Below are 23,768 nucleotides of genomic sequence, written 5' to 3' on the forward strand. Positions count from 1 at the left end.
TTACTGGATTTTAATACGTCCTTCAACTTTAGAATCTACTTCTACACCGCGAGCCTCGTGATCCTTGAAATAGTTCATAATCAGGAATCGGGTGTTATTACTCTTTGCTTCGGGTGCGATAATATCCCTACCCTCTTTAAGTACAGGCATACCATCGTTACCCTCAATCAAGTAATTGATAGTGGCAATACGATAATCGGCCTTAGGATCAATTTCCTTGCCATGCAGCTTACCCGACAGCAATTTTCCATCCTCAGTGGCTACAATCTCTACACCATGACTTACACCCTCGCCACCACGATGGGCAATCTGGGCATACAGCGTAAGAACCTGCTCGCCTGTAAGTGTAATAAAGCAAATCTTGTTCTCGAAAGGTGCCACATCAAGCACATCGCCATAGGTTACCTTACCCTTTGTCAGGTCGGCACGGATACCACCCATATTGTAAATACCCAATACAGGATCCTCGCCATAATCCTTACCCGACCATACCAGAATATCGGCCAGGAGATTAGAGAGATTACTCTCAGGACGTGTGGCATGCATGTTGCGAGCCACGGTACCTACAATGGGGCCCATAATACTGTCGTTTACATGCTTGTAAGGCTCAAGAAACTTCACAGCAGCCTCATCAGGATTCTGATCGTAGCGATTGTCTACAATCACACGAGTGCGCTCAATACCAGTAAGTTGGAATTGTTTTGGTGCACACGAAACCAATAATAAAGAGGCTAATGAAGCATAAAAAATATGTCTTTTATCCATCTCAACTTAATTTAATGGTGCAAAAATACAAAAAATATCCGAAATATTTCTTTGATTCCAAAAAAAGTTGTACCTTTGCACCCGCTTTTCGGCGTAATCGCTGGCAGGAAGTAACGAGAGGCCTGTTATGTTGCGTTGGAACGATACAACAATTTTATTAGTTATAAAGTACAATGGATTTAATTAAAGTTGCTGAAGAAGCATTTGCAACCGGCAAGAAGTTCCCAGAGTTCAAGGCTGGTGACACAATCACTGTCGCTTACAAAATTATCGAGGGTTCAAAGGAGCGTATCCAGCTCTATCGTGGTGTAGTAATTAAGATTGCTGGTCACGGTGACAAGAAGCGCTTCACTGTACGTAAGATGTCAGGCACCGTTGGTGTAGAGCGTATCTTCCCAATCGAGTCTCCCAACATTGAGAGCATCGAGGTTAACAAGGTAGGTAAGGTTCGCCGCGCTAAGCTTTACTATCTGCGCAAGCTCACTGGTAAGGCTGCTCGTATTAAGGAGAAGCGCCACAACGTTGGTGAATAAAAAAGAAAAAGAGGCTGCACTAAGTGTGCGAGCCTCTTTTTTTATTCCCCATGCAGGGCGTGCTGAAAATCATCCCAACTCTGAAATCCTGCTAACAACGCCAAACGGTCGAGTGTTTTCTTATCAGGTTTCTTCAGAATCTCCTTCTCTACTGCCTCCAGCAGCTTTCGAAGCGCCAATCGTTTCTTCTCCATGTTAATAATTTAAGTTTGGTGCAAAATTACAAAATTATTTTGTACCTTTGCACACAGAAATAAAAAAAATATCGCAAAAATGAAAGAATTAGCACTCAAGTACGGATGTAATCCCAATCAGAAGCCCTCGCGCATTTTCATGACCGAGGGTGAGCTACCCATCGAAGTCATCAACGGTCGTCCTGGATATATCAACTTCCTCGACGCTTTCAATGCCTGGCAGCTTGTTAAAGAGCTGAAGGCTGCTACCGGTCTGCCCGCAGCAGCTTCGTTCAAGCACGTAAGCCCTGCCGGTGCCGCAGTTGGTCTGCCTCTGAGCGACACACTGAAGAAGATCTACTTTGTAGATGACGTGAAGGACCTTGATGAGAGCCCCATCGCTTGTGCTTATGCACGTGCCCGTGGTGCCGACCGCATGTCGAGCTATGGCGACTTTGTAGCTCTGAGCGACACCTGCGATGCTACCACCGCCAAACTGCTGAAGCGTGAGGTTAGCGATGGCGTGATTGCTCCTGATTTTACACCTGAGGCTATCGAGATACTGAAAGATAAGCGTAAGGGAACCTACAACGTAATTAAGATTGATCCTAACTACGTACCCGAGCCTATCGAGCGCAAGCAGGTATTCGGCATTACCTTCGAGCAGGGCCGTAACGAGATTAAGCTCGACGACGACGCACTGTTCGAGAACATGCCCACACAGAACAAGACCTTTACAGCCGAAGCTAAGCGCGACCTGATTATCGCCCTCATCACCCTGAAGTACACTCAGAGTAACTCTGTTTGCTATGTAAAGGATGGTCAGGCCATTGGTATCGGTGCTGGTCAGCAGAGCCGTATCCACTGTACCCGTCTGGCTGGTAACAAGGCTGATATCTGGTGGTTGCGCCAGCATCCAAAAGTTATGAACCTTCCTTTCATCGACAATATCCGTCGTGCTGATCGCGATAACACCATCGACGTTTATATCTCAGAGGATCACGACGATGTACTGCGCGAGGGTACTTGGCAGCAGTTCTTCAAGGAGAAGCCCGAGGTGCTGACGATGGAAGAAAAGAAGGCTTGGATTGCTCAGAACACCAAGGTAGCTCTGGGTAGCGACGCTTTCTTCCCCTTTGGCGACAATATCGAGCGTGCTCATAAGAGCGGCGTAGAGTTTATTGCTCAGGCTGGTGGCTCAGTGCGCGACGACAATGTAATTGAGACTTGCGATAAGTATGGCATCGCAATGGCATTTACTGGCGTTCGTCTGTTCCACCATTAATCTAGTTAACCTAGATTATCTAGAACCCCTAGTTAAATAATTATGGACGATTTTCAGAACATTCTTGAGAACGGCATCAACTTCGGACGTGGAGGTGACAAGCCGAAAGACGATGGCAAGGTAAAAACCAAGGCCAAAAAGAAAAAGTATATCACTGGTGCTCATGGTAGTGGCTCTGCAAGGCAGAAAGCCAAATACCGTGAGCAACGGGCAAACAGACATAAGAAATAACACTCTTATAAAAAGGAACTAATGAAACTACTAAAACTACTATTCGCAGCTACCCTACCACTTCTGAGCACGAGTAATACTTTTGCTCAGAAGTACGTAGGTGGCGATATCTCCATGCTACCCAAATACGAAGAGGCTGGCGTGGCATATAAAGACCAATCAGGTAATACAGTAACTGATGTGCTGGCATTCTTTAAGCAAGAAGGCCTAAACGCTATGCGTGTGCGCTTGTTTGTCGACCCGAGCAAGGACAACGACAAGGCCGTATGCCAGGACCTGGAGTATGTAAAAGCCTTAGGCAAGCGCATTAAAGACGCAGGCTTAAAACTGTTGCTCGACTTTCACTATAGCGACACCTGGGCTGATCCTGGCAAACAGTGGACACCCGATGCGTGGAAATCGCTTTCTGATGAGCAACTGAACACCAAGATTTACGAGTACACCAAGGATTGCTTGGAGCAGTTGACAGCCGCAGGGGCAACACCCGACTTTATCCAAACAGGCAATGAAATCTCGTTTGGCATGCTATGGGGCACCAAAGCTGTAGCTGATGGCAATAGCACCAATCGCTGCTATATCAATTCCCCCGCAGCTAACTGGGCACGCTTTATCGCCTTACTAAAACAGGCTGGCAAGGCTTGTCGCGAGGTATGTCCCGAGGCTAGAATCATTATCCATAGCGAACGTACACCTGATACCGATGTGCTTGCAGATTTCTTCGACCGTATGAAGACAGCCTCGCTCGATTTTGATATCATTGGCCTGAGCTACTACCCCGCCTATCATGGCGATCTGAACCAACTCGAAGCGGCCATCACAACCTTGGAGGACAAGAATTATGATAAGGATATCATGGTGGTAGAAACTGGCTACAGCTATGCATGGCCATTATCCGAAACCACATTTGATTATACTGCCACATACGAATACAGCGAAGAAGGCCAGCAACAGTTTACTGCCGACCTTGTGAGCCAGCTGAACAAGCACGAATCAGTAAAGGGCCTGTTCTGGTGGTGGATGGAAGATAACGGAGAAAAAGGTGTTACTGATGGTTGGTGGAACGCAGCCTTATACAATCACAAAACAGGACAACCCTACGCAGCCTTCTATGAGCTGAAGAACTTTGCCAACAGCAGTACCGGCATACAAGGTGTTAAGAATGGTAGATGCAAGGATTGTGCATGGTATTCGATGGATGGGAGGCGACTATCCAGCACGCCATCCAAAAGCGGTATATACATCAAGGATAAACAAAAAGTAGCTTTTCGCAAATAGAAAAGCTACTTTCTGTTTTTATGCTTTAGAAGTTCAACTCCTTACCTCGATAGAACTCTAGCAAGGCTTGCTGATAGAGATTCTCGTAACGGGCCTGAACCAGATCCGACTCTGATTTCATATAATTGTTCTTAGCCTCGTTAAACTCTGTGATGGTAGCTTTACCATTCTCGTACTTAGCCTGTACCAATTCAAAGGCATCCTTCGAACTCTTAACAGCCTCAGCAGAGCTCTGAGTCTTGGTCTGCGCATTCAGGGCATTATAGTACACCTGCTGAATCTCCTTATACAGGGTTTTCTTGGTATTATCGAGCTGCAGTTGCTGATTAGCCTGATCTACACGTGCACTACGAATGCGATTTCGAGTAGAGAAACGATTAAAGATAGGCACACTCAGATTCAAGCCGATATACTGACTGAAGTTGTTCTCCAACTGCTTACCCAAGCCATCCGACTTGAGACCCGAAGTGGTGTAATAGTTAGTACCCACTCCGCCACTCAGCGAGAGTGTGGGATAGTAACCTGCCTGAGCAATCTTAATGCTATGAGCAGCACCCTTCAGTTTTAACTGCTGCGAGAGAATCTCAGGCTTGATACCAAGCGCCTCTGCATAAATTTCATCAGGGGTTACCAGATGTTCTGGAGATACTAGATTTTCTAGTTCTTCTGACGAGGGGCGAACTACAGCAAAGCCCTCAGGTGTATCAAGTTCCAGCAGTTGAGTAAGTGTCAGGACTGCCAAACGCATATTGTTATCAGCCTGAGTAGCAGTCAGCTTACTGTTGGCAAGAGTAGCTTTCTGCTGAGAGAGTTCAACACCACTGGCCTTACCATTATCAACAAAAGCCTGAAGTCGAGCCACCTGAGCAGAGTCGATGGCTATCTGGCGATGAGCCACATCAGCCATCTCCATATCGTACAGAATCTGCACATAAGCCTGAGCCACCTGCATGCGGATATCGTTCTTAGCCTTCTCCAGATCAGCTGTAGCTGCTTCGAGATTCAGCTGATTCAGCTTAATCTGATTGGGAATCTCGAAACCTGTGAACAATGGCATACTAGCACCCAACTGCAGCGATGTGCTACTGGTATTCTTGTTGGTATAGGTATTATCCATTGTCAAACCACGTCCGAACGAGAAGTTCTGACTTACACTACCGCTCAAATCTGGCAAACGCGAGTTCTTGGCAGTAGAGAGTTGAATTTCCTGCTGGCGGCACTGGTTCTGCTGCTGCTTAATGCCGATGTTATGCTCCACAGCATATTCGCAGCATTCACGCAAGCCCCATGCCTTCGACTGGGCTAACCCATCTAGAGAAACTAGAACAGCTAGCATTACTAGAAATAAAGTCTTTTTCATAATCGCTTACTTTTCTTTATCGTCTGCAATAATCTCTGGGCCACGAACCTTATCCTTGGTTGTAACGCCCTTCTTAATCTCGATGTTCACACCGTCAGAGAGCCCTGTCTCCACATAGGTACGATCGTAGGTCTTGTTCTTGCCTGCGCCCTTGATGACATAAACAAAGGTGCTGTCGCCACTGAACTCGATGGCACTTTCGGGTACAGTCAGAACCTTATCGGCCTTAGCCAGCACAATCTCAGCATTGGCACTGTAACCTGCACGAATCTTACCACCCTCGCTAAGCTTTACAGCGGCCTTAATCTCAAACTGGTTAGTACCATTGCTCTCAACGGCCTTTGGCGATACGTACTCCAAGGCAGCATCAAACTTCAAGTCCTGCAGGGCACCGATAGTAATCTTCATGTTCATGCCGTTTACCAGCTGTCCAACCTCGGTCTCATCGATGTTACCACGGAAAATCAGGTCGTTCATATTTGCAACGGTGGCAATGGTGGTACCATCGTTGAAGGTATTCGAGAGGATTACTGAGTTACCTACCTTTACAGGGATATCCAGAATCACACCACTGATAGTAGAACGGATAAGGGTAGAAGAAGCTTTGGCATTCGACTTTGACACACCATCGCGCACCACCTCGAGTGCATCCTGTGCAGCAATCTTCTCGTGCTTGGCCTGACTCAGGCTCATCTTAACCTTATCAAACTCATCGGCACTCACCAGCTTCTGGTTAAAGAGGTTCTGCTCGCGCTCGAAATCGGTCTGAGCCTGCTTCAGGTTGATCTCAGCCAGACGTACACGCATCTCAGCACTCGACAGCTGTGCCATATCGGGTATTACCTTTACCTTAGCAATCACATCGCCAGCGTTTACATAGTCGCCAGGCTCCTTCAGCAGTTCGCTGATGATACCAGAGATCTGAGGCTTGATGTTAACCTCGTTACGAGGCTCGATCTTACCTGTGATAATGGTGGTTTTCTGGATGCTGTCGAGTTTTGGGGTGAACTCGTTGTAAACCACTTCCTTGGGTTGGCTCTTCTGCCACAGGAACACGAATGTTCCGATGAAAATCAGCGCTACGATAGCGGCGATAATCAGTTTGCTGTACTTTTTCATATTTTTATAGTTTTTATTTTGTTTCTAATTAATTACTCATCTCGCATGGCATCAACAGGTTTAATGCTCATGGCTCTGGCTGCTGGGGCTAAGCCTGCCAGCACACCCAGCGTACTCACAACTACGGCACAGAATATTGCTGTCCAGAATCCTACCTGGAAGTGGGTCTGTATGATGCCATCCTCGGTATTTGCCATCTCCAGCATCTGCAGTATCATTACCGCGAACAGGATGCCACTCATACCCGCCACTAAGGTTAGCACAATACTCTCTGAAATAATCTGCGAGAGGATCATCTTGGGGGTGGCACCTATGGCGCGGCGGATACCAATCTCGGTGGTACGCTCCTTAACGGTTACCATCATAATGTTCGACACACCGATTGCACCAGCCAACAGGGTTCCTAAACCTACCAACCAAATCAGGATGTTTACGCCCTTAAACACATTACTAATCATCTGGAACATCAGCTCGGTATTAAACATGCCCACACCTTGTTCGTCGGTAGGATCGATATAATGGGCTCGAGCCACAGTTTCGCGCATACGGTCGGTAATCTTACTCATCAGCACGCCAGGGCGACCAACGGCAGCAATCATATCAACCGAGTTTCCGCGATTATAGGCAGCCTGCATTAGGGTAAGTGGCATGGTTATGCGCTCCTCGGCACGACCACCTAACGAAATACCACCCGATCGATAATCAACACCTACCACCTCGTAGTAAGTAGAATCAACACGGATTTTCTTGCCGCAGGGGTCGCCACCTTCCTTAAACAGTTCCTTATATATCTTTTTACCAATCACACACACCTTGCGCTGCTCGCGTACATCCATATCGTTTATGTAACGTCCGAAATACATCTTAGGTGTTTCAATCTTGGTCATCTCAGGTAGCGTACCTTGTATTCTGGGTGTAGTCTTCTGGTCGCCATAGTAGGCGGTCGAACCACGTCCCATCAGTACTGGTGCCACAGCATCCAGTTCAGGCACCTGCTGCTTCAGGCGTTCTACATCCTTGTAATCCATATACCAGCTACGTCCCTTTTTAAAGCCTTTATAGGGCTTCGTAGTTTCCGATGCTCCCATCAGCACGGTGTTCTGCGCAAAGCCTTCGAAGTTGTTATACAGCATCTCCTTCATGCCTTGTCCGCCTCCCATCAATGCTACGAGCATAAACACGCCCCAGAACACACCGAATCCGGTGAGGAACGAACGCGACTTATTGCGAGTCAGCGTATCGATGATTTCTCTGTAACTATCTATATCTATTCTCATAATTATCTAGTATTTCTAGTGATTCTAGTATGTCTAGTCGGCGCGAAGCGCTTCAATAGGACGAATACGGCTTGCTTTATAGGCAGGGATGAGTCCTGCGATAGTACCAGCTATCACCATCACCAGCGTGGCCTCGATACATACATCCAGTCCTACTGTAGGATCAACAAACAGGGTTATCTTCTCCACACCCAGGTCGGTCACCTCGTGACCCAGTGTGGCATCCATATACTCGTTGGCAAATATGCCGAACAACATACCTAAGTAACCAAAGATGGTAGTGATAATCACACTCTCGATAATAATCAGTCGCAATATGCTCCAGGGCTTGGCACCAATGGCCTTGCGGATGCCGAACTCGTGGGTACGCTCCTTAACGGTGATGAGCATGATGTTTGATACGCCCACGATACCACTTAGCAGTGTGAACAGTCCTATTACCCAGAGGAAAGTATGGATGATGTCGATACCAGTATTCATTTGCAGGCTCTGTGTATAGTTGTTCCATATCCAGATGGCACGCTTATCGTCGGGATGAGCCTGATGTGCACCATTCAAACGTCTGCGATAGCCCTTTTCAAAGTCATCGTTTGCCTTATCGGTTTCCAGCCCGTGGAAGGTAAACTCAATGCTACCTATGCTGGGTGTATTGGCACCATAGATGCTCTTGATGGTAGTGTACGACGAAAAAGAGTTACCCCACCCCTCGTTGTTACCTTTATAGATGCCAACTACCTTAAACTGGATATCACCCACCTTCACATTCTTACCAAGCAGTGTCTTGTAATCCTTGGGCTCCAGCTCTTTAGCGTGACTATCGGCAAGCACCAGTACCTTACGACGCTCCTTCACGTCGATATCGTTGATGAATCGTCCACAAATCAGATGTGTTTTTACAATCTGGGTATGAACAGGCGTAACGCCTGCTATCTGAATACTCTTATAATTCTCGCCGTTGGTTACTATGGCGGTGGTATAATAACAGGTTCCCACTTCGTCGACATTCTCAGTAAACTCAGTTTCTGTAGCTTCCATATCGTGCCTGTTCAGCTGAATGTAACGCCCCTCCTTCATTCCCTTATAGGGCATCGTGGTGCGTCCCCCATCCACCTCCATCGAATTGGTCAGGTAGTCGCTGTTCATCTTCATAGTGGCATTAATGAGGCCGTTTCCAGCTCCAAGCAGCACGATGATCATAAAGATGCCCCACGCCACAGCAAATCCTGTGAGCGTAGTACGCAGCTTATTGCGCCGTGCCGTTTGCCATATTTCTGTTAGTATATCATGCATAATATTCTAGTTTTTCTAGCATATCAAGTATTCCTAGCTTATTTCATTAAACCTCCGCTACCGAATGGCGATGCGTTATGGTCGAGGTTTTCCTCGATATTTCCGATAATGCCATCCTTAATGTGAACTATCTTATTAGTCTCATTAGCCACACCGCTCTCGTGAGTTACCACAACGATGGTCATGCCATCCTCCTGATTCAGCTTCTTCAGCAACTGCATCACCTCCACAGATGTCTTCGAATCCAATGCACCCGTAGGCTCATCGGCCAGGATAATCTGTGGACGGGTGATGAGTGCTCTGGCTATTGCCACACGCTGTTTCTGTCCTCCCGACAGTTCGTTGGGGTAATGTTCGGCCCAATCGGCCAAGCCCAGCTTATCCAGATACTCCATCGCCATCTGGTGACGCTTTTTCCTGGATACCCCCTGATAGAATAATGGCAACTCAACGTTTTCCACGGCGGTCTTGAAAGAGATGAGATTAAAGCTCTGGAAAATAAAACCTATCATCTTGTTGCGATACTCAGCGGCCTTACGCTCTGAGAGGTTCCAGATGGGAGTTCCGGCGAGCTCGTAGCTCCCACTGTCGTAGTTATCCAGAATACCTAAGATATTCAGCAGTGTACTCTTACCTGAGCCCGAAGCACCCATGATGCTGACGAACTCACCCTTTTCAATATCGAGCGAGATACCCTTCAGCACATGTAGTGGCTGGGCACCCTGATAGGTTTTGTTGATGTCTTTTAAATGTATCATTGTTATTTTTACCTTAGTTGATTTTTACAGTTTGACGTAGCTTACTCGCCAAAAGTTGCATCATACGCATTTTTAACATCCTCTAACGTGATGCCTAACAGCTGCATCTGACGGAACAGCTCTGGCAGTCGTTCTTTCATAAACTCCTGCTTGCGCGCCTTCAGAATCTGATTCTTTGCACCTGGTGTTACAAAGTAACCCAGTCCACGCTTGTTGTAGATGATTTCCTCGCGAGCCAACTGTTCGTAGGCTTTTACAGCGGTATTAGTGTTCACCTCGAGCAACACGGCATACTCACGTACGCTGGGGATGCGATCATCGTCTTTATATACACCCGAGAGAATCTCCTCGCAAAGGCGATCGGCCATCTGAATGTAAATCGGTTTATCATTTGTAAAAGTCATAATTCATCCACTTATTAGTAATTAACTCAAATCCTTTGAAGATACGGAACGATGCCCAATAATTTACTACAGAGAAAACGGCACAGAATGCTATAAGTACATAGGTCATAGTGCCAACACTTTCATCCATCACGCCTGCTACATAATAAGTATGGAACATGTATCCGCCATGATGACGCATAAACCATACAAATGCTGTAATACCTGCCACCAGCACAACGCTGCTAACAACAAATGCATACTTGCGGAACAGTGTACCACCAAGGGTGTAGAAAGAGTGCACCCAAGTAAGACCGCAAACCAGTAATGCCCAACCTGCCATACGATAGCCCAAAGTGTGATGCGCAGCTATGCCATCAAACTTCATGTGCTCTATAAGTTCTGTGAAAACGAACGAATTCCACGAATCACCATAGAACAGGGCACGGAACACTACACGCAGCGTATCGCCTACGATAAACGACAGGTGCATCATCACGAATCCTGATACGGTAGCAAAAACGGTTGCTGCCAAAAACTTCTCAAGATTGGTAGCTGGCAGCATCAGGAATGCCTGGCGACGTGGTTTCTTATCCAGCTCAACAAACAGGTTGCAAATACCTACCACTACACCTATTATAATGTAAACCACAAAGAATCCACCCAAAATGCCTGTAGTATGAGTCTCCTGTGGCGTGGTAGTTTGTATCATAGCGCGCACCATCAACTCGCCCATAGCAACACCCAGTGTGAGTCCCAAGGTCCACATCAGCAATGAGCGGAAGTTTACGCTAATCATCCAGCGCAGAGCCTTTCCAAATCTATTAATATCGAAACTATTCATAACCTTCAAATGTTTACAAATTTACCAATGTTCTGAGTTCTGCAAAAGATCTTGTACGACAGCCAGTAGTTAACAATACCCCAAATACCGTAAACTGCATCAGAGATATAAAGCAGCGTAATAGCATCACCGTGAATCATATCAAACTGATTTTCGTAAGAAATAGGGAACAACCATGTTTGTACCATCGACAAGAAGATGAGCACCAATAAGGTGAGAATCCACGAGTACTTGTGCGAACGGAAGAAGGTGGCACCAAGGGCGAAACACGACTGAAACCAAAGAAACAAAATAATCAGGGCATTAATAACCGTAACCTTCTTTGAGCCAATGGCTTCCCAATTAACTGTGAAAGGATTTAAGCGACCGAACAGAGCGCCTGTTACAAACTGCGGATTGTTACCTATCAGCCAGTTAAAAACATACTGCACCAAGTCGGCACCAAAGTAAGCTACAACTATAACACCCATTACAAATATCCAAGTGGCGTAGCGCATCAGGTACTTCTCGAAATTCGAGGCTGGCAACAGCAGCAAGGCCTGTCTGTCGTACTTGCCCTTCATACTGTTGAACATCATCGATGGTCCCACTGCTATCTGAAAGAAAAACAGCATTACCACAAGCACACAACAAGGCTTATAGCCTGTATCAGCACCTTTCAGCCAGTAAAAGCTGGTGGTAAAAAACAGGAACAGCAGCGTAAGCAGCACAAACATCTGGAGCAGCGTGCGCATGTAGAAGCTCTTGTCGTTAGTGAGCGACCAGCGAGCCACCTTAGCAAACCTATGTATATCAAACTGTATCATAACCAAATTATGCTTCTTATGTTCCTTTTATCTAAATCTTACCCTCGTTGACTGCATTAAACAGCAACTCCAAATTAACCTGAGTTTCAGCACTATCCTCCTTGCGTGGTGCAATCACGGCATTACCCTGCAGCGAAGGCTCGGCATAGAGCACATCGTCCATCTCGGCAGGCGTACGATACTCAAAGGTAAACTTCTCCTGGATATCAGCCACACTGGCATTCAGCAACAGCTTCTGTGGCGAGAGAATCAGGATATGATCCAACAGCGATTCCACATCGTGCACCTGATGGGTTGAGATAATCAGCGTGCGATCGCCAGTCATATACTGGGTAACCACCTTACGGAACTGACTCTTCGAAGGAATATCCAGTCCGTTGGTAGGCTCGTCCATCAGCAGCACACGAGTGTTTGTAGCCAAGGCAAAGGCCATAAACACCTTTTTCTTCTGTCCCATCGACAGGGCGTTCAGCTTCAGGTCGGTGGTCAGTTCAAAATCCTTCAAACAGCCCTCCAGTACGGTGGTGCTGAACAAAGGATAGAATGGACGGTTGATTTTTACATACTCATCGAGAGACATAGCAGGCAGGTCGAACTCCTCAGGCACGATAAAGATATCCTGCAGCGTTTCAGGGCGACGCAGTTTGGTCTCGATACCATCAAAGCTAACAGAACCCTTCTTGGGGCGCAGCAGTCCAGCAATCAGGTAAAGCAGTGTGCTCTTACCTGTACCGTTCTTACCCAACAAACCATAAATATTGTCCTGCTTCAGTTCCAGACTGAAATCATCGAATACCAGGTTCTTACCACCTGCGTACTTAAAACTGATGTTGTTTACCTCGATCATAATTCTATCTATTTTTAATGTTCAATGCTAAGTGTTATAGTGTACCACCTTAATAGTACACTGCAAAAGTAGAATAAAAAACAATACGCTCCAAGCTTTTATGCAAAAATCTTCAATCTGTTAACACTATTTAGCACCCCACCCCTCGCGCGTACATAAATTATAAGCAGCGAGATAGTACGGCACTATCTATGAGATATCCGTAACTTATCTGGTAGATATCCGGCACTTATCTGCCCACGAAGTTACGGTTACTATTAATGGTAGCGATTGCTACATTTAATGGTAGCAATTTTTCCCATTAAGGGTAACAATAGTAGCACAATGCAACACTGTAACATACGACAGGAGAGAGAAAAAATATGGTCAAGATAGAACAAGTAATAGCTTATAAGATTATTTATATATTATAATATATAAATAATTAATATATAATAATATTATTATAATAATAGATATTATACAACCATGACCAAACTTTTTTTCGTTCCTGTCGTAAAATTAGCGTTAAACTCTTGGTAGATTGAAATATTTTTTGTACCTTTGCAGTGTAATCTTAAAAGACTGAATAATGACAAAAGAGACTAACTTAAATGACCGTTCAATCATCGAACGACAGATGCTATTCGCAGGTAAAGAAATCGAGAAGCTGATGGATGTATATCCCTGCTTACGCGAGGTGTGCAAGGGCCTTAAAACCGAGGCCTTCCCTGCAGCCATGTTTGCATCGTCGGCCTTCCTAGGCACATTAATGACGCGTTGTACCTATCGCTTTTACCATCGCCCTCAGGAGTTGCGTCGCCTTAACTATAGCGTATTCATCATTGGTGACCCTGGTTCAGGAAAATCGTTTGTAACCAATCTCTACGAACTTTTAGCCGGGCCTATCTGCAAAGTATCGAAGGAGGGGCAGAATGCCGAGAATCGCTATCGTCGCAAATACAAGGAGTGGCTGGACAACGGACAGAAAGGCGATGGCCCCCAGAAGCCCCAGGTAATTATCCGTACCCACCCTGCCCGCACATCCAACAAAGTGTTTATCGAAGACATGAAGCATGCCGTTGAGATGGTGGATGGCCAGGAGATGCACCTGCACATGCTCTCGTTCGACACAGAGCTCGACAATGCCATCAATCAGCAGGGCGAGGCATGGAGCAACAAAACCTATCTGGAGTTAAAGGCTTTCCACAACGAGGAGGATGGACAGTTCTTCTCGAACTACGACTCAGAGCTTTGCAACTTCAATGTGTATTGGAACTTTGTTTATACAGGCACACCCCGCGCCCTGAAAAACAAGGTGAATGCCAACAACGTAGGCAACGGATTCTCCACCCGTTTAGCAGCCATTCCCATGCCCTCAACCCACTTCGAGATGCTGAAACGTGAGGAGTTGGAAGATGCGAACGTAGAGCCTGAGGAGCACAAAACCCTGCGCATGTGGGCCGAACGATTAGACACCACCCATGGCGAGCTACCCATTAGCAAACTGGTAGAAAGCACCTACGAATGGGCCAAGGAGCACATGGAAGAAGCCGAGGAGGAGCAGTCGAAAACCGACGAACTGTTGCTTAAGCGTGTACCCTACTATGGCATCGCCGTAAGCGTACCTTTCATTATGATGCGCCATTGGGACGAGTGGCAGCAGCACCACACACTCACCCTCGACGATACCGACCTGTACTTATGCCGTTTGGCTATGAATATCCAGTTCGCATGCCAGCGCCATTTCTTTGGCAAATACTGGGATTACTACTTTATGCAGCAGGCCAACTGCATTAGCTACCCCACCCGCAAGCGCCACACCAAACTGATGCGTTCGCGTTATAGTGTTCTACCAGATGAATTCAGCGTGTTCACCATTCAGGCACTGCTCGGCATCCCCCAGCGCAGTGCCGAGAAGATGATAGAGCGCTGGCTCAGCGATGGCTACATCAAACGCATAGAACCCGGCAGGTACCAAAAGCTGTATCTGGAACTCACATAATTGCTTATTACAATTAAACTTTCTACCACTTACAACATCTAATATTTACAGCATTATCTAACAATTACAACTATATCAAACAAACAGTGAAATGAAAAGGCTTTTAACTTTAACCATCGCGGCGATGATGGGGGCAAGTGTGTTTGCCCAGGTTAAGTATCCGTATCTGGATACAAAGTTATCAAACAAAGAGCGCGTTGAAAACTTGCTGAGTCTGCTCACACCCGAGGAGAAGGTGGGACTGATGATGAACAAGTCGATCTCGATCGACCGTCTGGGCATCCCCAGCTACAACTGGTGGAGCGAGGCTTGTCATGGTGTGCGTCAGGATGGCTATACGGTTTATCCACAGCCTATCGGTATGGCTGCCGCCTTTAATGCACAGCTTTTCTACGATGTGTTCTCGCAGGTATCAGACGAGGCACGTGCCAACTGGAACCGCACCGACCACAACGATCCCAAACTGTTTAACGTGCCCATGGGTGTTACCTACTATCCTGGTAACCCAGAGCTTACATTCTGGTGTCCGAATGTAAATATCTTCCGCGACCCACGTTGGGGACGTGGCCAGGAAACCTGTGGTGAGGACCCCTATCTGAATGCCGTATTAGGTGTACAGACCGTGCTGGGTATGCAGGGCAACAACGACAAATACTTCAAGACCCACGCCTGTGCCAAGCACTATGCCGTACATAGCGGACCAGAGCCCCTGCGCCACTCTATGAACGTAGAGCCAACCAACCGCGACCTTTGGGAAACTTACCTGCCAGCCTTTAAGGCACTGGTAAAGAAGGGCAATGTGCGCGAGGTGATGTGCGCCTACCAGCGTTTCGAGGGTAAGCCCTGCTGCACCAGCGACCGTTTGTTGATTGATATTCTGCGTAACAAGTGGGGCTACGACGCCATCGTACTGACCGACTGCGACGCTATCAACAACTTCTTTAATCGTGGACAACACGAAACCCATAAGGATGGACTCTCTGCATCTGTTGATGCTGTGCTGAATGGTACCGACCTGGAGTGCGGTAAGGTATTCATGTCGCTGGTTGAGGGACTGAAGAAAGGTCTTATCAAGGAGAGCGATCTCGACGACCACCTGCGTAAGACCCTGATGGGCCGCTTTGAGCTGGGTATGTTCGACCCTGCCGATATGCTGCCTTGGGCCAAACTGGGTGCCGATGTGATTAGCAGCGAGAAGAACGATGCGATGGCTGTTCAGGCCGCACGCGAATCGATGGTACTGCTGGAGAACAAGGCTGGCATCCTGCCACTCTCAAAGAGCATCAAGACACTGGCTGTGCTTGGTCCTAATGCCGACGATGTGAACATGCTGAACGGTAACTATGGTGGCACACCTACCGCCGCCCACCAGCACTCACTGCTCTCAGGTATCAAGGCTGCAGTGCCCGGCGCTAAGATTATCTACAACAAGGCCTGCGAGCTGAACGACGAATATACCACTATCCACCACCTGCAGGACTTTAACGATGGCAAGGGAGTGAAGGTGGAGTTCTGGAATAATCGTGAACTCGAAGGCGAACCCGCCAAGACTGATTACTACAACGAGCTTAACTTCTCGACCTTTGGCGCCTGGGGATTTGCCCAGGGCGTGAATCGCGACACCCTCAGTGTTCGCATCAGCGGTAAGTACACATCTACCTTTACTGGCGAGATGAAGTACACCCTGACCACCGACAACGGCTACGTGCTGAAGGTGAATGGCGAAGTAGTAGAAGAGGCTCAAGGTGGTGGTCGTCGTGGTTTCTTCGGATTTGGCCGTAAGCCCCAGTACAAGTCGTTCCCTGTCGAGGCTGGCAAGACCTACGATGTAGTGATTGAGTACAAGCACGGTAACGGACAGTTTGCCATGCTGCGTGGCGATATCTGCGAGCGCAACCTTGTTGACTTTACCGACCTGGCCAACCAGGTGAAGGAGGCTGATGCTATCGTAATTATCGGTGGTATCTCGGCCCAGATGGAAGGCGAAGGTGGCGACAAGCAGGACATCGAACTGCCAAAAGTTCAGCAGATGTTAGTAAAGGCTATGCATAAGACTGGTAAGCCTGTTATCTTTGTAAACTGCTCTGGTTCAGCCATTGCCTTTGGTAGTGTTGAGGGCGAGTACGATGCGCTGTTACAGGCCTGGTACGCTGGTCAGGGTGGAGCCAAGGCTTTGGCCGAGGTACTGTTTGGCGATTACAACCCTGGTGGAAAACTGCCAGTAACCTTCTATCGCTCTAACAACGATCTGCCCGACTTCCTCGACTACTCGATGAAGAATCGCACCTATCGTTACTTTACAGGTGTGCCTCAGTATGCATTCGGCTACGGTCTGAGCTACACCACTTTTAATGTAGGCGATGCCAAGATTTCAGCCAAACAGATGAAGAAGAATGGTAAGGTAACCCTGACCGTGCCTGTAACCAACACTGGCAAGCGCGAGGGAACTGAGACTGTTCAGGTATATGTAAAGCGCCTCGACGATGCAGGCGCACCAATCAAGGCCCTGAAGGGTTTCCAGAAGTTGAACCTGAAGGCAGGTGAGACACAGAAGGCCACCATCACACTGGACGGCGAAGCATTCGAGTACTACGACGAGATGATCGACGAACTGGCCACAAAGGCAGGTCGCTATCAGATTCTTTACGGCACCTCATCAATGGATAAGGACCTGAAAACCATCGATTTTGTAGTTAAGTAATCAGCGGGTATCAGCACCCCACATCATTTTTTCACGAAGGGTGTTGAAATAGCGATGATCTGAACGCTTAACAACCTTGATATCAAAGGGGGCACGACGGAGCACAATCCTCGTGCCTTCTTTGCATTTCTCCGATCGGCCGTCGATTGCCACCAGGAAGTTATGCGAGCGACTCTCTACATCCAGTTCGATAACAGACGAATCGGCCAGCACAATGGGGCGCACATTCAGCGAGTGAGGCGCAACAGCCGTCATCGAGAACACCTTGGTACCTGGCACAATGATTGGTCCGCCATTAGAGAGCGAGTAAGCCGTTGAACCAGTAGGTGTAGAAATCACCAGTCCATCAGCCTGATAGGTATTAAGATACTGTCCGTTAACACTGGCACGTATCGAAATCATCGATGCCGTATCGCGTTTCAGGATGGCTACATCGTTCAGGGCATAGCTGCACTCGCCCAGAGGCGCACCATCAGCCTCAACCTGTATCAGCGCACGACTCTCAACGGCATAATCATCGTTATACAATGCACGCAAGCAGTGCTCGATATCATCAGGACTGATATCGGCCAGGAAGCCCAATCGGCCCATATTTACGCCTAAGATGGGGATATTCTTCTTGCCCACACGGCAAGCCGCCTTCAGGAATGTACCATCGCCACCCATCGAAATCACAAAGTCGGCATCAAAGTTATTGTCAGAGAATACCTTAGTAGCCTTCACGTCCAAGCGCTGATGATCCTTCAGGAAGTAATAGTACTCCATGTCTACGTAGAGCTCTGCGCCATAGTTGGCAATCGTCGAGAGCACCTTCTGGATACTGGCCGATTTGCGGGCCTGATAAATATTGCCCAATAGGGCAAACCTGAGTTTTCGATGTTCCATTCTTGTATCTTTTGGGTGCAAAGATATAAAAATTCGTGCAATTCGTGTAATTCGTGCCAAAAAATTTGTATCTTTGCCGTCAGAATAACAAATTATCGTTAATATTATGGCAAAAGTTTATGTTTTCCTAGCAGAAGGTTTCGAGGATGTAGAGGCCTTGATTCCTATAGACGTATTACGTCGCGGAGGTGTTGATGTAACCACCGTTAGCATCTCTGAGTTTCCTTTGGTAACATCGGCTCACGGTGTGAATATCGAGGCCGACATCCTGTTTGAGCAGGGCGAGTTCGATAATGCCGACCTGCTGATGCTGCCAGGCGGCATGCCAGGCGCCAGCAACCTGTTTAACCACGCAGGTTTGCGCGATGCCCTGATGGCACAGTTCCAGGCCGGCAAGAAGATATCAGCCATCTGTGCAGCCCCAGGCGTAGTGCTCGCCCCACTGGGTATCCTTGAGGGTAAGCAGGCCACTTGCTATCCCGGCTTTGAGAAAGCTTTAGCCGAGAATGGCGCCAGCTATACAGGCAATCTGGTAACCGTTGATGGCAACGTAACCACTGCCGAGGGTCCTGCAGCAGCTTTCCCATACGCTTACGAGCTGCTCGGACAGTTGGTTGACAAGCAGACTGCCGACCAGATTGCCGAGGGTATGCGCTTTAAACATTTAATGCAGAAATAATGGATTATATTATCATAGTAGCAGGCGGTAAGGGCTTGCGCATGGGATCGGATATCCCTAAGCAGTTCCTGCCCATTGGTGGCAAGCCCGTACTGATGCGCACACTGGAGCGATTCCGCGAGTACTCTAAGGACATCCATATTATTCTGGTATTACCCGAAGCCCAGCAGGCCTATTGGCACGAGCTGTGCCAGGAGTACCATTTCGACGTGGAGTACACCTTGGCTAATGGCGGCCAGACACGTTTCCACTCCGTACAGAACGGACTGGCCAAGGTGCCCGATGATGCCATCGGCGTGGTAGGTGTGCACGATGGTGTGCGCCCCTTCCCCAGCATTGAGGTGATTCGTAATTGCTATACGACAGCAAGAGAAAAAAAAGCTGTCATCCCAGTCATCCCCGTTGTCGAGACCGTTCGCCATCTTGAAGGCGACCAATCCAAAACGGTACCTCGCGATGCCTATCGACTGGTGCAGACACCTCAGACCTTCGACATACAACTGCTGAAGGCAGCCAACCGCCAGCCCTATAACGATGGCTTTACTGATGATGCCTCGGTAGTTGAAGCATTCGGCTACAACATCACCTTGGTTGAAGGCAACCGCGAAAACATCAAGATTACCACTCCCTACGATTTAAAAATCGCAGAGGTTCTTATATAATGGACATACTCAATCAGGATATCAAATACCTACCTGGCGTGGGACCAAACCGTAAGAAGATGCTGAGCAACGAGCTTGGCATTGAGAGTTATGGCGACCTGCTGGAATACTACCCCTACAAATACGTCGACCGCTCGAAGGTGTACACCATCCACGAGCTTACGGGCGATATGCCGTTTGTACAGGTGGTAGGTCATATCCTGAGTTTCGAGACCTTTGCTATGGGGCCACGTAAGGAGCGCGTAGTGGCACACTTTACCGATGGCACAGGCATCTGTGACCTTACCTGGTTTAATGGCGGCAAATACGCCAAGCAGAATTATAAGATAGGTACCCAGTATCTGGTGTTTGGCAAACCCACTGTGTTTAATAACCGCATCAACTTCACCCATCCCGACTTGGATGATGCTTCTAAGGTTGATCTCACAGCGATGGGACTTCAGCCCTATTACAACACCACCGAGAAGATGAAGAAGAGCGGATTGAACTCGCGTGCCATCGAACGCCTCACCAAGACGCTCATCGAGAAACTTCCGCCCCAGCCCGAAACCATCCCCGATTTTATCTACCAGCCCTTACATCTGGTAGAGCGTGACTTCGCCCTGCGCACGGTACACTATCCCCAGAACGCCAAGGACTTGGAGCGTGCCCGATTGCGTTTGAAGTTTGAGGAGCTGTTTTTTATACAACTTAATATATTAAGGTACGCGAGCGATCAGCGTCGCAAGTTCCGTGGGTATGTATTCCCCACCATAGGCGATGTGTTCAACACCTTCTACAGTCAATACCTGCCCTTCCCACTCACAGGCGCCCAGAAGCGTGTGATTAAGGAGATACGCAAGGATATGGGTTCTGGCCGCCAGATGAACCGTCTGTTACAGGGCGATGTAGGTAGCGGTAAAACACTTGTGGCACTGATGTCGATGCTGATAGCCATCGATAACGGCTATCAGGCCTGCATCATGGCCCCAACCGAAATCCTGGCCGAGCAGCATCTGCAAACCATCATGGGATTCCTTAAGGACATGAACCTGCGCGTGGCCCTGCTTACCGGCATGGTAAAGGGCAAGCGTCGTGAGGAGGTGCTCGAAGGTCTGTTGGATGGCACCATCAACATTCTGGTGGGCACCCACGCCGTCATCGAGGATACTGTGCAGTTTGCCCGATTAGGCTTTGTGGTGGTAGATGAGCAGCACCGCTTTGGTGTGGCCCAGCGTGCCAAGCTTTGGAGCAAAAGCACTAACCCGCCCCATGTGTTAGTGATGACAGCCACCCCTATCCCACGCACCTTAGCCATGACGCTGTATGGCGACCTCGACGTGAGCATTATCGACGAATTGCCTCCTGGTCGTAAACCTGTACAAACCACACATGTGTTCGATTCACGCATGACATCGCTCTACGATGGCATCCGTCGTCAGATTAACGAAGGGCGCCAGGTGTACATCGTGTTTCCCTTGATTGAAGAGAGTGCCAAGAGCGACCTGAAGAACCTTGAAGATGGCTTTGAGGTACTACGTGAAGCCTTCCCCGAATTCCGTTTGAGTAAAGTGCACGGACGCATGAAACCTAAGGACAAAGAGGAGGAGATGCAACGCTTTGTACGTGGTGAAACACAGATACTTGTGGCAACAACTGTTATCGAGGTAGGTGTGAATGTTCCTAACGCCTCGGTCATGGTTATTCTCGAGGCCCAGCGCTTCGGACTGGCCCAGTTGCACCAGCTCCGCGGTCGTGTGGGACGAGGTGCCGACCAGTCGTATTGTATCCTCGTTACCCCCTTCAAACTGAGCGAAGACACCCGTAAGCGTATCGACATTATGTGCGATACCAACGATGGTTTCCGTATAGCCGAAGCCGACCTGAAACTCCGAGGTCCTGGCGACCTGGAAGGCACCCAGCAAAGTGGTATGGCTTTCGATTTAAAGATTGCTGACATAGCCCGCGATGGACAGATAGTACAGATGGCCCGCGACGAGGCGCAAAAGATTATTGACGAGGACCCAGAATGTAACTCTGAGAAATTCAGCATGTTATGGAACCGACTGCGCCAATTACGTAAAACAAATATTAATTGGGCGGCTATATCCTAAAACTATGTTAACTTACGCTGTTATCGCGCACGTAGTTTAAAAAAAATTACTACCTTTGCAGCAGAAATCTTTTTCTATTGCAAACCATTATGAAGAAATTGTTTATATTTGCCCTAATGTTGATGCTTTCTATGAGCGATCTCGCTCTTGGAAAGGTTAACCCTGACCAGGCTCCAGATGAGAGTGAGGAGGAGATTGGCAACTTCGACTTCATTTATGGAACTCAGGACGATTTGAACGAGGCTTTCGAGAAGACCGAAATGCTGATGAGCGAGGCTTTCTCGCACATGGGTGCCCGTTACCGCTCAGGTGGTAAAGGCCCAAGCGCATTCGACTGCTCTGGTTTTACCAGCTACGTTTACAAGCAGCAAACCGATTTGTTTATCGGTGCTTCATCAAGAGATCAGTATGCACGCAATATCCCCATCACCCGCGATGAGTTGCAGAGTGGCGACTTGGTATTCTTTACCAGTCCACGTTCTGGTCGAGGTGTTGGTCATGTAGGTATCGTGGTTGATGTAGATCCCATCAGCAACACCTTTACCTTCATTCATGCCAGTACCAATAACGGTATTACTATCAACAGTTCTACCGACTCGGGTTACGCCCGTCGTTACATCGGTGCACGTAGAGTGCAGCAGTAAACGGAAATCGACACATTTAGCCATATTAACCTGAAAAAACAACAAAATATCGGCGAAAGTGTTAAAAGTGAACAAAAAACACCAATATATTTCCGTTTTTCATGCATTATTAGTACCTTTGCACCGGATTTTTTAATTTGATATTAACTCAACTAAGGATATGAACATTAAAAGCTTTAAGAAAATAGCTGTTTTGGCATTCTCAGTTTTTGTTGCAGCCCCCGCGTCTGCACAGGATCTGTTGGCTAAGCAGGCACCAGTCGATCGCAAGATGAAGGCAGTCGACTCGATGGTTCTCAAGCGAATCATTGAGCAGGAGGAGAAGTACAACCCCTCAGCCGACCTCTACGAAGACTGGAACAATGTATATGCCCACCGCGAAACAGTACTCCCCGACTCATTCCGTATCGACCTGAGAGGTTTCCACATGCCTACCGATAGCCGTGTGCTCACCTCAAACTTTGGCGCACGCTGGGGACGTCAGCACAAGGGCCTCGACATCAAAGTATATATTGGTGATACCATCCGCGCCGCCTTCAGCGGTAAGATCCGTATCGTAAAATATGAGCCAAAGGGTTATGGTAAGTACGTAGTTATCCGCCACCACAATGGTTTGGAGACTATCTACGGTCACATGTCAAAGCACCTGGTAGTTGAGAATCAGGAGGTAAAGGCTGGTGATCCTATCGGATTGGGTGGTAATACTGGTCGTAGTACTGGTTCACACCTGCACTTTGAGACACGTCTTTGCGGTGTAGCCCTGAACCCAGCTCTGCTGTTCGACTTCCGCAATCAGGATGTTGTAGGCGATTTCTACATGTTCCGTCGCAACAAGTATGCTGCCGAGTCGGCTATGGCCACTCGTCTGCGTGGTGTTGGTGGTGTAACCGCTGGCGACAACGATCAGGACGACGAGCTCGAGATTGCAACAGCCCCACGTACATCATCTAATGTACACTTCCACAAGGTTAAGAAGGGCGATACCCTGCAGGCCATTGCACGCAAGCACCACACCACGATTGCTAAGCTCTGCGAGCTGAACCACATCGGCAAGAACATCCGCTTGCGCCCAGGACAAATTTTGAAATACAACTAAAAAAATATCAAGAATCCCGTCAAGTTGACGGGATTTTTTTTGGTATATTGATCACTTATTTGTATATTTGCGCCATAA

At 47.9% G+C, this 23,768-nt stretch carries 23 protein-coding genes; 11 read left to right on the forward strand and 12 right to left on the reverse strand.

All coding sequences use genetic code 11. From position 1 onward, the window contains the following. Positions 1 to 765: a 5'-nucleotidase C-terminal domain-containing protein gene (locus T500_RS0106795; protein ID WP_028907483.1), complete on the reverse strand. Its 765-nt coding sequence runs from the start codon at positions 763 to 765 to the stop codon at positions 1 to 3. Between the two features lie 173 nt (positions 766 to 938). On the opposite strand from T500_RS0106795, the gene rplS reads away from it, so the two are divergent. Next, a complete protein-coding gene (rplS, locus tag T500_RS0106800; protein WP_028907484.1) occupies positions 939 to 1,298 on the forward strand; it encodes a 50S ribosomal protein L19 in 360 nt (119 codons plus the stop codon). 41 nt (positions 1,299 to 1,339) lie between these two features. Here the strand turns inward: rplS and T500_RS16910 are convergent, their stop codons facing one another. Next, positions 1,340 to 1,492 carry a hypothetical protein gene (locus T500_RS16910; RefSeq protein ID WP_155267466.1) on the reverse strand — a complete coding sequence of 51 codons (153 nt, stop codon included), beginning with the start codon at positions 1,490 to 1,492 and terminating at the stop codon, positions 1,340 to 1,342. 70 nt (positions 1,493 to 1,562) lie between these two features. On the opposite strand from T500_RS16910, the gene T500_RS0106810 reads away from it, so the two are divergent. The 3 genes from T500_RS0106810 to T500_RS0106820 are packed head-to-tail and all read left to right on the forward strand — an operon-like array spanning position 1,563 to position 4,262. Next, complete coding sequence (locus tag T500_RS0106810) at positions 1,563 to 2,756, forward strand: phosphoribosylaminoimidazolecarboxamide formyltransferase (RefSeq protein ID WP_262502940.1); 1,194 nt, start codon at positions 1,563 to 1,565, stop codon at positions 2,754 to 2,756. 42 nt (positions 2,757 to 2,798) lie between these two features. Next, a complete protein-coding gene (locus T500_RS0106815; RefSeq protein ID WP_013064993.1) occupies positions 2,799 to 2,987 on the forward strand; it encodes a hypothetical protein in 189 nt (62 codons plus the stop codon). 21 nt (positions 2,988 to 3,008) lie between these two features. Beyond that, positions 3,009 to 4,262: a glycosyl hydrolase 53 family protein gene (locus tag T500_RS0106820; RefSeq protein ID WP_028907486.1), complete on the forward strand. Its 1,254-nt coding sequence runs from the start codon at positions 3,009 to 3,011 to the stop codon at positions 4,260 to 4,262. A gap of 25 nt (positions 4,263 to 4,287) precedes the next feature. On the opposite strand, the gene T500_RS0106825 is transcribed toward T500_RS0106820, so the two are convergent. Genes T500_RS0106825 through T500_RS0106865 form a run of 9 tightly spaced genes read right to left on the reverse strand, consistent with a single transcriptional unit; the run spans position 4,288 to position 12,946 of the window. Beyond that, on the reverse strand, positions 4,288 to 5,622 hold the full coding sequence (locus T500_RS0106825) for a TolC family protein (RefSeq protein WP_028907487.1): 1,335 nt from the start codon (positions 5,620 to 5,622) through the stop codon (positions 4,288 to 4,290). A 6-nt stretch (positions 5,623 to 5,628) separates the two neighbouring features. Next, on the reverse strand, positions 5,629 to 6,741 hold the full coding sequence (locus T500_RS0106830; RefSeq protein ID WP_028907488.1) for an efflux RND transporter periplasmic adaptor subunit: 1,113 nt from the start codon (positions 6,739 to 6,741) through the stop codon (positions 5,629 to 5,631). A 32-nt stretch (positions 6,742 to 6,773) separates the two neighbouring features. Further along, positions 6,774 to 8,018: an ABC transporter permease gene (locus T500_RS0106835; protein WP_028907489.1), complete on the reverse strand. Its 1,245-nt coding sequence runs from the start codon at positions 8,016 to 8,018 to the stop codon at positions 6,774 to 6,776. Positions 8,019 to 8,051: 33 nt separating this feature from the next. Then, positions 8,052 to 9,308 carry an ABC transporter permease gene (locus T500_RS0106840; RefSeq protein ID WP_028907490.1) on the reverse strand — a complete coding sequence of 419 codons (1,257 nt, stop codon included), beginning with the start codon at positions 9,306 to 9,308 and terminating at the stop codon, positions 8,052 to 8,054. A gap of 38 nt (positions 9,309 to 9,346) precedes the next feature. Beyond that, positions 9,347 to 10,066, reverse strand: coding sequence for an ABC transporter ATP-binding protein (locus tag T500_RS0106845; protein ID WP_028907491.1), 720 nt, complete (start codon positions 10,064 to 10,066; stop codon positions 9,347 to 9,349). A gap of 41 nt (positions 10,067 to 10,107) precedes the next feature. Then, positions 10,108 to 10,470 (reverse strand): GntR family transcriptional regulator, encoded by a 363-nt coding sequence (locus T500_RS0106850; protein ID WP_028907492.1) that lies wholly within the window; start codon positions 10,468 to 10,470, stop codon positions 10,108 to 10,110. After that, a complete protein-coding gene (locus T500_RS0106855) occupies positions 10,454 to 11,293 on the reverse strand; it encodes a hypothetical protein (RefSeq protein WP_155267467.1) in 840 nt (279 codons plus the stop codon). The genes T500_RS0106850 and T500_RS0106855 overlap by 17 nt, the downstream gene beginning before the upstream one ends. Positions 11,294 to 11,298: 5 nt before the next feature. After that, positions 11,299 to 12,099 carry a hypothetical protein gene (locus T500_RS0106860; protein WP_028907494.1) on the reverse strand — a complete coding sequence of 267 codons (801 nt, stop codon included), beginning with the start codon at positions 12,097 to 12,099 and terminating at the stop codon, positions 11,299 to 11,301. 31 nt (positions 12,100 to 12,130) lie between these two features. Continuing rightward, a complete protein-coding gene (locus T500_RS0106865) occupies positions 12,131 to 12,946 on the reverse strand; it encodes an ATP-binding cassette domain-containing protein (RefSeq protein WP_028907495.1) in 816 nt (271 codons plus the stop codon). A gap of 571 nt (positions 12,947 to 13,517) precedes the next feature. Here T500_RS0106865 and T500_RS0106870 point away from each other — a divergent pair. Beyond that, positions 13,518 to 14,930: a DUF3987 domain-containing protein gene (locus T500_RS0106870; RefSeq protein ID WP_028907496.1), complete on the forward strand. Its 1,413-nt coding sequence runs from the start codon at positions 13,518 to 13,520 to the stop codon at positions 14,928 to 14,930. 91 nt (positions 14,931 to 15,021) lie between these two features. Continuing rightward, entirely contained in the window at positions 15,022 to 17,631 is a 2,610-nt protein-coding gene (locus T500_RS0106875) for a glycoside hydrolase family 3 C-terminal domain-containing protein (protein WP_028907497.1), read from the forward strand. Here the strand turns inward: T500_RS0106875 and T500_RS0106880 are convergent, their stop codons facing one another. Then, entirely contained in the window at positions 17,632 to 18,516 is an 885-nt protein-coding gene (locus T500_RS0106880; RefSeq protein ID WP_028907498.1) for an NAD kinase, read from the reverse strand. It lies immediately after the preceding gene. 106 nt (positions 18,517 to 18,622) lie between these two features. Here T500_RS0106880 and T500_RS0106885 point away from each other — a divergent pair, with 106 nt between their 5' ends. From T500_RS0106885 to T500_RS0106905, 5 genes are all read left to right on the forward strand, one after another. Beyond that, entirely contained in the window at positions 18,623 to 19,195 is a 573-nt protein-coding gene (locus T500_RS0106885; RefSeq protein WP_028907499.1) for a DJ-1 family glyoxalase III, read from the forward strand. After that, on the forward strand, positions 19,195 to 19,857 hold the full coding sequence (locus T500_RS0106890; protein ID WP_028907500.1) for a 2-C-methyl-D-erythritol 4-phosphate cytidylyltransferase: 663 nt from the start codon (positions 19,195 to 19,197) through the stop codon (positions 19,855 to 19,857). The genes T500_RS0106885 and T500_RS0106890 overlap by 1 nt, the downstream gene beginning before the upstream one ends. Beyond that, on the forward strand, positions 19,857 to 21,950 hold the full coding sequence (gene recG / locus T500_RS0106895) for an ATP-dependent DNA helicase RecG (RefSeq protein WP_028907501.1): 2,094 nt from the start codon (positions 19,857 to 19,859) through the stop codon (positions 21,948 to 21,950). Before T500_RS0106890 ends, recG begins: the two co-directional genes overlap by 1 nt. A gap of 89 nt (positions 21,951 to 22,039) precedes the next feature. Beyond that, positions 22,040 to 22,594, forward strand: coding sequence for a C40 family peptidase (locus T500_RS15385; RefSeq protein WP_051611934.1), 555 nt, complete (start codon positions 22,040 to 22,042; stop codon positions 22,592 to 22,594). Between the two features lie 160 nt (positions 22,595 to 22,754). Continuing rightward, the gene (locus T500_RS0106905; protein ID WP_028907503.1) at positions 22,755 to 23,690 is read left to right on the forward strand and encodes a M23 family metallopeptidase; all 936 of its coding nucleotides are present in this window, start codon (positions 22,755 to 22,757) and stop codon (positions 23,688 to 23,690) included. Positions 23,691 to 23,768: the final 78 nt, after the last annotated feature.

It is taken from the genome of Xylanibacter ruminicola Ga6B6, from assembly GCF_000687715.1.
Taxonomy (GTDB): domain Bacteria; phylum Bacteroidota; class Bacteroidia; order Bacteroidales; family Bacteroidaceae; genus Prevotella; species Prevotella ruminicola_B.